This is a genomic window from Gracilibacillus orientalis (assembly GCF_900114645.1).
In the GTDB taxonomy this organism is placed as follows: Bacteria; Bacillota; Bacilli; order Bacillales; family Amphibacillaceae; genus Gracilibacillus; species Gracilibacillus orientalis.
On the sequence record NZ_FOTR01000011.1, the window covers coordinates 100,511 to 112,850 of the forward strand.

General features: G+C 37.5%; 10 protein-coding genes. 1 reads left to right on the forward strand and 9 read right to left on the reverse strand.

The window, feature by feature from the left end:
• Positions 1-21: 21 nt before the first annotated feature.
• The 9 genes from BM121_RS17500 to BM121_RS17540 all read right to left on the reverse strand — a co-directional run bounded on the left by BM121_RS17500 (position 22) and on the right by BM121_RS17540 (position 11,642).
• Positions 22-1,593 (reverse strand): ABC transporter ATP-binding protein, encoded by a 1,572-nt coding sequence (locus BM121_RS17500; RefSeq protein ID WP_091485125.1) that lies wholly within the window; start codon positions 1,591-1,593, stop codon positions 22-24.
• A 19-nt stretch (positions 1,594-1,612) separates the two neighbouring features.
• On the reverse strand, positions 1,613-2,404 hold the full coding sequence (locus BM121_RS17505; protein WP_091485127.1) for an ABC transporter permease: 792 nt from the start codon (positions 2,402-2,404) through the stop codon (positions 1,613-1,615).
• A gap of 23 nt (positions 2,405-2,427) precedes the next feature.
• Positions 2,428-3,210, reverse strand: coding sequence for a glycosyltransferase family 2 protein (locus BM121_RS17510; RefSeq protein WP_091485129.1), 783 nt, complete (start codon positions 3,208-3,210; stop codon positions 2,428-2,430).
• A gap of 10 nt (positions 3,211-3,220) precedes the next feature.
• Positions 3,221-4,354 (reverse strand): glycosyltransferase, encoded by a 1,134-nt coding sequence (locus BM121_RS17515; protein ID WP_091485130.1) that lies wholly within the window; start codon positions 4,352-4,354, stop codon positions 3,221-3,223.
• Between the two features lie 353 nt (positions 4,355-4,707).
• Entirely contained in the window at positions 4,708-5,817 is a 1,110-nt protein-coding gene (locus tag BM121_RS17520) for a glycosyltransferase (RefSeq protein WP_091485132.1), read from the reverse strand.
• 536 nt (positions 5,818-6,353) lie between these two features.
• On the reverse strand, positions 6,354-9,431 hold the full coding sequence (locus tag BM121_RS17525) for an efflux RND transporter permease subunit (RefSeq protein ID WP_091485134.1): 3,078 nt from the start codon (positions 9,429-9,431) through the stop codon (positions 6,354-6,356).
• 2 nt (positions 9,432-9,433) lie between these two features.
• Positions 9,434-10,294, reverse strand: coding sequence for an efflux RND transporter periplasmic adaptor subunit (locus BM121_RS17530; protein WP_091485136.1), 861 nt, complete (start codon positions 10,292-10,294; stop codon positions 9,434-9,436).
• A gap of 22 nt (positions 10,295-10,316) precedes the next feature.
• Positions 10,317-11,159, reverse strand: a complete 843-nt coding sequence (locus BM121_RS17535) for a TetR/AcrR family transcriptional regulator (protein WP_091485137.1) — start codon at positions 11,157-11,159, stop codon at positions 10,317-10,319.
• Positions 11,160-11,345: 186 nt separating this feature from the next.
• On the reverse strand, positions 11,346-11,642 hold the full coding sequence (locus BM121_RS17540; RefSeq protein WP_091485139.1) for a hypothetical protein: 297 nt from the start codon (positions 11,640-11,642) through the stop codon (positions 11,346-11,348).
• 506 nt (positions 11,643-12,148) lie between these two features.
• On the opposite strand from BM121_RS17540, the gene BM121_RS17545 reads away from it, so the two are divergent.
• A partial coding sequence (locus BM121_RS17545; protein ID WP_175495491.1) for a transposase occupies positions 12,149-12,340 on the forward strand: 192 nt, incomplete at its 3' end.

A 12,340-nucleotide genomic window follows, 5' to 3' on the forward strand; every position in this document is an offset into this window, starting at 1 on the left:
TATAACACACCCATACTTAGGTTATTGTTTCACTACTTGTTTTTTGTTTCTTTTAATTTTAGGATTACTTCTATTTGTTGCTGTTCGATAAGCAGCTACAACCTCTTCAGCCTCACCGTCTTGTCGAATTTGCCCTTCTTCAATCCATATCGCCCTTGTGCAAACTTTCTCAACAAAGCTCATACTATGCGAAACAATGATTACTGCCTTTGCTTGTTCCATCATATCTTGGATTTTTTCACTTGCTTTCTGTTGGAATGCAACATCACCTGTTGATAAAGCTTCATCAATAATGAAAATATCCGGTTTTAACATAGCTGCGATACTAAAACCTAATCTTGCTCTCATTCCACTGGAATATTGCTTAATAGGATTCTGAATCTTGTTTCCTAACTCTGAAAATTCCACGATATCATCTACATGTTTATCCACTACAGCTTTTGATAAACCTAATAACAATCCATTTAAGTAGATATTATCCAAACCTGACAACTGCTGATTAAATCCGGTACCATAGCTTAACAGTGCAGTGGTTTCTCCGTTAATCATTACTTCACCTTCATCTGGCTTCAGTATCTTGGTTAGCACTTTGCATAACGTACTCTTACCTGCACCATTATGACCGATAATACCGACCGCTTCGCCTTCAGAAATATTAAAATTTAATTTATTTAAGGCGATATGTTCACTTTTGCGCCTCATATTAAATTTAATCGTTATGTCTTTTACCGATACAACCTTTTTATCTTTCACTTGTGATTCGGTTTTAGTTAGCTCCAAACGTTTTCTCGGTCTTCTATTCACTTTTGGTATCGTTGCTTCATATTGATTCAATACTTCCTCAGGATCACCTATTGCCCTAACTTCGCCTTGCTCTAACCAAATTAATCGGTCACAATTATTTTTAGCATAACGGTGACTGTGGGTTACGATAATCACCATTTTTGCCTGTTTTAACAGTTCTCGAATTTTTTTAGATGCTTTTTGTGAAAATGCTCGATCACCTGTGTTGAGGGCTTCATCTAAAATTAAAATTTCAGGTTCTAAGTGTGCCGCCACACTAAAGCCTAGCCTTGCTTTCATCCCACTAGAATAGGTCTTCATTGGTCTGTCAATAAACTTGCCAAGGTTAGAAAATTCAAGTATTTCACCAAAAAAATGGTCAATTTTTGCTTTACCAATCCCTAACATCATGCCATTTAAGTAGACATTCTCTCGTCCTGTCAGTTCTTTGTTAAAACCCATTCCCAATGAAAATAATGCTGACACTTTTCCGTTCACTTTTAAATTTCCTTCATCTGCATGTAATATTCCAGTTAAAGCCTTACATAACGTTGTTTTCCCTGAACCATTTGATCCAACAATTCCAAGTACCTCGCCCTTATAACCGGTAAAATTAATATTTCGAAGAGGCCATGTTTGCTTGGATGCTTGTTTCTTTTTTTCCTTTTTCGAAAGATATTTAATGGCAATCGATTTGTAATCATCTCGTTTATAATTAGCATTAAAGGCAACACCTAAATCCTCTGCTTTAATTACTATTTCTTTCTCATTTTGATGTTGTGTTGCCTGCTCTTCACTTGTTGTATACATGGTAAACAACCCTCTTTTTTTATAGTACTTTAATGATTTTGTGCTCATTTTTGTTGTAGTGATGTAACATATATACTATTACTAGTATCGATAATACTGTCAACACGAACAAACCTAAGAATTGTGGGACCTTCTGATCCATTAATATATCTCGATAAGCATTTAATAATATCGCTACAGGATTCATATTCAAAATTACAAGAAACTGTTCTGGTAAATCACTGTTCTGCAATCTACCACCTTCCCAAATAATTGGTGAAGCATAGAAGAATAAGCGCATCACATGTGTTAAGACATTATCTATATCTCGTACAAATACGGTAATATATGATAAAAATAAACTTATCGCAATTAAAAAAATAAGCGTAATTAAGATAACGACAGGTAATAAAATAAGTTGCCACCCTGGTACATAGCCAAAGATAGCCAAGAATATAGCTATAACAACTAATCCAAAACAAAAATTAAACAATTGTGTGATCGATAAAGATAGCGGGAATATCGATTTAGGTAAATAAACTTGATTAATAATCGATGTATACTTGGTAATAGCTTTTGCGGAAGCATTAACGGTAGTATTGATCCAACGCCATACCACTAAACCTATTACTAAAAATACCGGATAGTCTGGTCCACCACGTCCTAATATAACAACAACAAGGAAGTAATAGACGATGACGTTTAATAATGGATCTAGTAACCACCAAAAATATCCTAAATAACTATTTCTATTTTCTGCTTTCAAACCTGATTTAACAAGATAAATAAGTAAATCTTTTCTTTTTAATATTTCCGATATATAATTCAACATTTGCTTTTAGACACCACCAATTCTTACTTCATGTAATTTAAATATGCCTTCACCTTCAAAAATACATAATGTACAAAATACCACACACTTTTTAGAAGGCTTAGTTTCTCAATTTCCCGGTAAACGATCCAATTTTGTTTTGCCATTCTGATTTTATTACTCGAAATCGAATGGCTTCTTACCCGATACGCAGCCAATGCTTCTTGTAATCCATAAGCCGTGTAGCCACGTCTAGTAAGATGAAGCCATAATGCATAATCTTGTCGTGACCGGATGTTAGGCATACGAATGTCAGTAATCTTCTCTCGATCCAGCATAACGGTTAAACATCCGATCACACAGCTTTTCAACAGCTGTTTATATGTTGCATTTTCTGGCATTTGCACTTCTTTCTCTAACGTTTTTCCTTCATCATTAACCTGAACTCGATTATATCCTGTATAGGTAAAAGCATAATCATGCTCTTGCATAAAAGCTAATTGTCTTTCTAATTTTTCCGGCAACCACCTGTCATCACTATCTAAAAAAGCGATATACTTGCCTTGTGCGTTTTCTATCGCTGTGTTTCTGGCGACCGCTGCTCCTTGATTTTTTTCAAGGAGAATCAGCCGTATTCTATCGTCTTCTTTCTGATATTCTTCTATTATCGAGATTGTTTGATCGGTTGAACCATCATCGACAATTATCATTTCCCAATTACGATAGGTTTGCATTTGAACCGATTCTATCGTCTCTCGTATATAAGTTTCTGAATTATAGGTTGGTGTAATTACAGAAACGAGATGTTGATCTTTTATTTCATTCATATTTTCCATCCTATTTATTTAATAATTGATCATACCATGCCAACAGCTTTGTTTCCTGGGATTCCCAACTTAACTCATTTAAAACTGCCTTTCTACCATTATAACCCATTGTTTCTGCTTCTATTGGGTTATTCTTCAAATAATCTACTGCATCGATCCATTCTTGCTTATTATCAGGATTAACAGTGATACCACACTGGTGTTGATCGATAAAAGCTTGCCATTTGGGAAAATTAGAGCAAATAATCGGCAATCCTGCACTCATATACTCAAAGAACTTAGTCAACTCTTTCTTCAAATAATGATCAGTAGCTGGAAAAATCGCTAAGCCTGCAATCCAATTTTCATAAAGATAATAATCATCGATTTCTTCTCTCTCGACAAAACGGTCGATCCCATCAAAATGGAGATAATTATGCTTTTCGCCTGCATGCTCCTTCATTTGTTCTGCTAACTCACTTGCGCATTTCCCAACAAAATAAACATGCTTGTCCTTCAATGTCTTTGGTATTCCGGCATGGTAAAAGGCCCCTCTTTCTACCGTTACATTTCCGGTGTATAGTAATTTATCACTGGCTGTATGGTGATCAATCTTTTTATTGATCAGTTTCTCATTCAGTATCGGGTAGTTGAGGATACATGTTCCACGCTGATAGCGATCAACATAATATTTTTCTGCCAGACAAAGATCCATCTTTTTAATTAAAAAGCTTTCAAGGCTATTGAACAATTTGCCAATCAGCTTTTTGATTGGCTTGGAAAAGTATTCTTTTTGCATAATACTTGTATAGTAATCCTCATGTACATCATAGATGACTGTGTTATCTTTCTTTTTTAACAGCCAACCGACAAAGATTAATTCCGGATCGTGAAAATGATAGATGTCTGCCTTCATCTTTTTTGCTTTTTTATAGGCGTGGATTGGCCCTAGCAACATTCGTTTCCAGCGGTTGGTATATTTCTTGAGTGGAATGATTTCTACCTTATTTTGCTTGTCCTGACTATCATTTAGTTCGTCGACTGGTGCCATTAGCGACACATCATATCCGCTTTTCTTTAATGATACACATTCCTTATGATAGATTCTCGTATCATAGAGATGATGTACTGTCGTCATATGGACAATTTTGCTTGATTGAGACAAATGGATAAACCTCCACTTCTATATGAAAAGCGCAGAGTGCCCGTTTAGAAACGTAGCGACTGGAGCGAATTAACTGAGATAAAGGAATCACGGTGAGCTTGCGAACCGATGATGACTTATCGTAGGGCGATTCGTGAAGTCTCCTAGTTTCTGGGCGATCGGAGCTAGACATTTCCGTTTATACTTTCTTTAGCTATAAAGAAAAACTTGGCTTATCGCCAAATTCTAGCGAAAGCCTTAGTTTACTTAAACTTTGTTTATTCAAAATTTTCATCGCGTCTCGAATTACTACTCTGTTAAGATTGGATACTTTCCTAACCTGTATCGAAAGACTTGACACAAACAACCATTTATTATAACACATCCAGGAAGATTTGTTCATATTGTCTGACGATCTTGTTTGAACGGAAGAATGTAGCCCGCTCGTAGCCTTTTTCTGTAATCTCGTTCATCTTTTCAGGTGTTGCTTGTAAAACAGACAACATATTCTCAGCAAGCTGCTCTTCATCCCCAACAGGACTTAATAACCCATATTCGCCGTTATCCAATACTTCTGATGGGCCTGATCGGCAGTTTGTTGATACTACAGCGGTTTTGGTTGCCAATGCTTCGGCAATAACATGACTAAATCCTTCATGCTTGGAAGACAAGACAAATAAGTCTGCATGGCGGAAATAGACATATGGATTTTGTTGAAAACCGAGAAAATGGACACGCTCTACTATGTTTAATTCGTTTGATAGTTTTTTTAATTCTTCATATAAATACCCTTCTCCAAGCATCACCAGTTGACTAGGGCAATGTTCGTTAACCTTTGCGAAAGCACGAATCATGGTGTGATGATCTTTTTGAGGGACTAATCGTCCAGCGGTAATAATCATCTTGTCCTCTGTATCGAAGAACGATTGATGATCGAAATCTTCTTCTTGATTAGCAAGATTCGTGATATTGTCCACATCGACCGGATTATAGATTACTTCAATTGATTTTCTTGGTACTTTATACCGTTTGACCAGATTATCTTTTACCCCTTCGGAAAGTGATATAATTTGGTTTGCCAATCGATAGATAAGGCCGAATCCTAATAGCTGAAGGTTTTCTTTGAACGTACCACCAAGATTATCCGCTTCTCTTATGACGTTTTTAGCTTTTGTGAAAGAGGCCAGTTTTGCCAGAATCGCAATAGTGTTTACTCTTGGAATCGTACTAAAAACAATATCTACTTTTCGATCTCGAATAATCTTTGCTATTTTGAAGATGGATCTGCTCAAACGTTTCGTGTCTAATTTAATTAATGTTACATCATCTTTCAGTGCATGCTCATATGACCCATCATAGTTTAACGTTACTAAAATGGGGGAAAATTTATTTCTATCTAAGTTATTGATAATATTTAATAATGTTCTGGCAGCCCCGCCGGCCCCCATTTGATAGATAAAGAACACGATGTTTACTTTTTTCATCTGTTTTATTTCCTCCTGCTCACTATCAGGATGCATACATAATTATATCTTTTCGATAAAAGTGTTGATTTATGACTGTATTGATCAAAAAACTGCAAACTGTACTATTTCAAAAATTTATCAAGGTGACAATCGCCCATAAGACCCTCATTGATAGATGTCTCTCTTGATCACATATCCTTCTATTTTATACGATAATGAATAGAAACGAAAGTGTTATTATCGAATTGTAACATAACGGAAATCCGACTGATATAAGGAAAGACTTTCCTCATTAATGTTTAATCTTAAATTTTCGAATTTACGTCTTCTGATAGATGGGTATTACTAAATTTGAAGCACCCTTTTCCCTATCCGAGCGGATGTGCTTAATCTTGGAGCTTCCCGTCCTTTTAAAGCTTTCTATCAGACGCGACACCCTTAATCTTGGAGCCTCCCGCCCTTTTGAAGCTTTCTTTGATCGGGTGAGCTTAAAAATGACTGATCGTGTTTTTTAGAAGAACAAAACAGCCTGGTGATGTTCACCAGGCTGCCCTTTACGCTTTTTTCTTATTCTTTCTCGTACCCCATCCTTTAATACGCTCTGACAAGTTATCAAAGTACGTATAAACGACTGGAATTAATACTAATGTAAAGATACTGGATGTCAATAAACCAAAGATAACGGTTATTGCCATTGGCTGTTGCATTTCCGCACCTTCACCATATCCTAAGGCTAATGGTACCATGGCCAGAATCGTCGTTAAGGTTGTCATTAAAATAGGACGTAACCTTGTTTTCCCGGCTTCCACAATTGCTTCGTGTCGATCCATTCCACGATCTCTGAGAATATTAATATAATCGACCAGCACAATCGCGTTGTTAACAACAATCCCTGCGAGCATGATCACCCCGATAAAGGCTGTGATCGATAATGGCTGACCGGTAATGAACAGGCCACCAAACACCCCTACTGCAGTTGCAGGCATCGAGAACATGATAATTAACGGGTGCAGGAAGTTTTCAAACTGAATGGCCATGACGGCGTACACTAAGAAAATCGATAGTACCAACGCCAGAGCTAAATCAACAAAAGCTTCTGCCATATCTTCCGCTTGGCCGCCAATCGAGTATTCATAATCGGCTGGGAAGGCCATGGAATCTAATGCACTTTCAACATTTTGCGATACCGTACCTAAATCACTACCTTCAATACCTGATGTAATATTAACCTGGCGTTGCTGGTTTTGACGTGAAATGGTTGCGGGACTTTGTACTTGTTCAAAATCGGCTATCGTCTGCAATGGAATCGTTGTTCCTTCTTGGTTTTGAATCATTAAGTTTTCTAAATCATTAATAGTTGACCGCTGTTCTTCCGGATACATTAATTTTACATTCATTTCTTCGCCGGCTTCACGATATTGCATAACCGTCTGACCGGTGAATCCAAGCTGGATCTGACTCATTACTTCTTGATAGCTTAAACCGTATTGTGCTGCCAGTTCACGATCTACTTGAACCGACATTTCTGGTTGCGTATCAGACAGAGATGATGTCGGATTGTAGACACCCTCCACATCTTCTAGCACCATCAATACTTGATCTGACAGTTCCTGTAACACATCTGTTTCCGGACCTGAGATTTGAATTTGGATCGGATCTCCTAAACCAGCACCAGAACTTGCCTCACTAACGATAATTTCCGCTCCGGCAATATCTTGCAACTCTTCATCTAATTGTTGAACAACGGATGAGGTTGTTTGATCTCGTTCATCTGCTGGTAATAATTGAATCTGATAAGAGGCATCCGAACCTCCTGTCATCACTGCGTCTTCTGGATTACCACCACCGACTGTTACATAGCTGACATCAATGACATCATCGTAATCTGTCAATATTTCATTGACTTGCTCGGTGATAGCAAGTCGTTTCTCTTCATTTGTACCTGTTGGCGTTTCTACAGTGATACCCACTTGACCTTGATCACCTTCTGGAATAAATGCTGTACCGATAAATGGTATTAAAGAAACACTTGCGATGATCGCGACAATCGTAACCGTAATCGTTGTTTTTCGTAGTTTCAATGCTTTTTCAATCACTCGTTGATAGCCGTTGATAACTTTTTGTAAGAAACGATCGAACCAGTAACGACGACCATTATCCTCCATTGCTTTCGATAAAAGTTTGGATGATAACATCGGGATTAATGTGACCGAAACTGCAAGTGATGCAATTAATGCAAACGAAACAGTTAACGCTAATGGCGTAAATAATTCCGACGCCATCCCTTCAACGAAAACAATGGGTAGAAATACTACTAATGTTGTCGTTGTTGATGCGATAACAGCTGGTGCTAACTCTGAGGCACCCTTGATCGCTGATTCTTTGATGCTATAGCCTTTTTGCCTGTAGGAGACTATATTCTCGAGAATGACAATCGAACTGTCAACCATCATCCCGATACCGAGAGCGAGACCACCCATCGTTAACACGTTCAGCGTCCCACCGGTGAAATACAACAGTACAAACGTTGAAACAATCGCAATTGGAATCGATACTCCGATAACGAGAGTTGCTCTGACACTTTTCAGGAATAACAACAATACTAACAAGGCGAAAATGCCACCGAAAATCATATTCTGAATAACAGAATTGATCGATTGTTTAATGAAATCTGAGGTATCAACCACTACGTCAAGACTGACACCTTCCGGCAGATCTTTATTTAAATCGTCCATTGCAGCTAGTACATTGTCTGATGCTTCAACGGTATTACCGTCTGATTGTTTTAAAATACTTAATACAACGGCTGTTTCATTGTTAACAAGTGTTGTACCATTTGCTTGTAACGTATCATTAACATCCGCTACATCTTCGACGGTTATTTGTGAGCCCTGTGGTGTTTGAATAATTGTTTCGCCAATATCTTCTACTGAACCAAATGTACCGTCAACACGTAGTTGTAAATCTTGGTCTCCTCGCTGAATGGCGCCTGCTGATCCAGACTGGTTTGCTCCTTGTAATGCTTGTTGGATCGATTGCGTCGAAACACCATATTGCATCATGGATGATCGATTTAACGCTAATTCAATAACTCTTTCCTCTCCACCTTCGATACTGACAGAAGCCACACCGCTTTGTCGCTCAAAATACGGTTGAATGGTATCTTCTGCTACCGTTTGTAAGGTGGTGGTATCACTACCTGTTAAGCCTACCCACATAATCGGCATTTGATTTGGGTTAAAGCGCAGAACACTCGGATCATTAGCACTATCCGGTAGCATCGCTTTGACCTGATCTACACTTTCCCTGACTTCCAGTAAGGCATTATCGAGATTGGTGCCATTTTCGAACATAACAATCACAAGGGAAGAGCCCGTTTGTGATTGGGATTGAATCGTGTTTACCCCTTCAATGGAGCTCAGACCACCCTCAATTGGCTCAGAGACTAGTTTCTCGACCTCTTGAGGCGCTGCATCTGGATAGCTAGTCGCAACCACTGCAATTGGTAAATCAATTTCTGGAAAAAGATCTATCGCTAAACTTCGAACTGATATAACACCCATGGCAATAATAGCGAGGACAATCATGATGACCCCGACTGGCCGTTTAACTGATGTATTGACTAGTTTCATGATTAATCCTCCTCTACTACGCTAATTTTACTGCCATCTACAAGCGTCAATTGTCCACTTGTAATAATCTGATCTCCTTCGTTAAGCTCTGCTTCGATAGCTGTTACTTCAGACTGTGTTGCCTGAACACTTACTTCTACTTTATTTGCTGTATCTTCATCAACTACATAAACATAAGTGTCTTCATTTTCTTCGACTAATGCTGCTGTTGGAATTAACAATGAATCTTCAATTACCGTATCTTCTAACAGTACGGTAGCAATAACGCCTGCTTTGTAATCTGTTGATTCGTTATCAAATGACAAATCAATCGGGAATAGTCCCGTTTCATCAGCAGAGTCTGCTACATATTCAATCTCTGCTTCCTTTGTTTCTTCCTCTGCACTTTGTAATAAAAGGGTTACTTCTTTCCCTTTTTCAAATAAATCGAGTTGTACGTCAGGTACTTGTAATTGCACAGTTAACTGCTCCAAATCAATAATCGTTGCTAACGGATCCTGATTGGAGACCATGGAACCTTCTTTTGCTTCTAATTGTGAGATAACCCCTTCTGCCGATGCTTCTACTGTGATGTTTCCTTGTGGGCTGGAGATTGTCGCAATTTTATCATCTTCTTCTACTTTATCTCCATTCTCTACTTCCAGTTCATCGATTTCACCTGCTACAGAAGGAATGACAGGTGTTGTTTGATTTGGCATGGTACGGCCATAGAAATTGCGTTCCATGGCAAGATCACCTGTTGTTACTTCTCCTGTTTCCACTGGTGTTACGCGTTCCACTTGATCTTCCTCTTCCTCGCTGTTTTCTGAACACGCAACTAACGTGATGATAACAATCATCAATAAAAATAATAAACGCTTCATCTTCTTGTCCCCTCTCTATTTTTTATAAGTATGTTTTTAACGATTGAACAATTGGTTTAATAGTTGTATAAGATTCTAAGTGCTCCATCATACTTTGAATGATAATTTGTTTTGGTTCTTGTTTTTGCCATTCTTCTTCGAGTACATGTAATGCTTCCGTTATCTGTTCTTTTTCACCTCTTTCCATTTCTGTGGTTTTAGCTTTTATTTGCTCGATGACTGATTGAATGTTCTGGCTATTTCTTTGCTTAAATAGCTTTAAATCCCGATATTGAAAAACAGGAGGCACTGATGCTGTTAAAATGGCTTGCACCAGAACATCTATATTTTTGGTGATGTAAGTAGCTAATTGGTCTGGATCGAATGAAAGGTCATGAATCGCAATCCATTTAAAATAACCACTTAGCATCCCATCGGTTTGAATAATAACATCTACTATGTATGGCTTAAGTTCTTCACCGTAAATATTTATTAAGCGGTTTTCCATCCAATCATAGCTCTGTTTATGTAGCTTAAAAATCAAATCATCCTTCTTATCACCAAGATGGATATTATCTCGGAAATGCATCATGAGATATTCCTTGTGTTCTCTAAATAATTGAAGAAATGCTCCAATCTGTTTGGTGAATTGGTCAAATGGGTTACTTGTATCATGTTGCATGTTATTTAGCTTTTGAAGTACTGTCTCTGAGTAATATTTGTAAATTTCTACAAGCAAATCATCTTTTGATTCAAAATGTAAATAGAATGCTCCTTTGGATACCTCACTTTGATCAGCAATTTGCTGAATAGAAGTAGAGTGGAACCCCTTTTCCGAGAATAGTTTCAAACTCACTTCAATCATGCGCTTCTTTTTACTGTCCATCTCTTATAAGCGCCTCACTTTCTCTATACGGTTTGTTCACCCATAATGTTTCATTTTTTATTTCTGTGAATGACTGGTCAGTCAGTAAACACTATACCAGTGATAGTGCAGAATTGCAAAGCAATAAACCCTGCTTCATTTTGAAACAGGGTTTTACCATTTCAGATAGCCTTTTGTAACGATCAATTATTCCTCTGGGTTATCTTCGTCTTCGATTGGACCTTCACCATTTTCAACGGCATCTTCCATTTCTTCTTCCGCTTCTTCTAAGTTTTCTTCGGTATTTTCACCCATATCTTCACCGTTTCCACCATTTGTTCCACCATTGCCACCATCTGGAGCTTCATCAGTTGGAGTTTGCTCTTCTTGTTGTGGCTGTTCTTCTTCAAGTGGTTGTTCTTCTTCATCTCCTTGTGCACAACCTGCTAGCAGAGCTAGTGATAATAACAATGCTGAGAGATACTTAACGTATTTTAATTCCATATATATCCTCCTTTAAGTTGTCTTCAAAGGTAGGTTAACCAAATAATCTACAAAATATGCCATAAATTTTATTTATATTTTTTAATGGGATAAGGGAATGGTATGTTTGAGAATTAACCGACCTGATTGATGGACTATCAATATTAGGAGATCAGAAATATTAGCCACGGATTTAATTTTTATCATGATTTTTTCAACAAATCTCCACTCAGTACGATTAGATTTGTAGTTTATCTCAATTTTTGTGACAAATCTTTATCCTTTCTTATAAGATTTGTCAGTTATCTCAGTTTTTGTGACAAATCTTTATCCTTTCTTATAAGATTTGTCAGTTATCTCAGTTTTTGTGACAAATCCTTATCCTTTCTTATGAGATTTGTCAGTTATCTCAGTTTTTGTGACAAATCCTTGATTAAGTCCATATAATTGTGTAAAAAGAAAAGTCATTATTAATTCCTCATGATACAATGTTTTCAACCACGATAAACAAAGAGGAGGAATTAATAATGACCCAATTACATTTTAACCTAAACATGGAGGAATTAAAAGATTCCGTGATGAACTCTAATATGGAGGCAGTGGTGAAGTCCTCCATGGTTCTGATTTTGAATGAGTATATGAAAAAAGAACGGGATGCCTATTTAAAAGTAGATCATTATGAACGATCAGAAGAACGTCAAGATCAACGAAATGGCTAC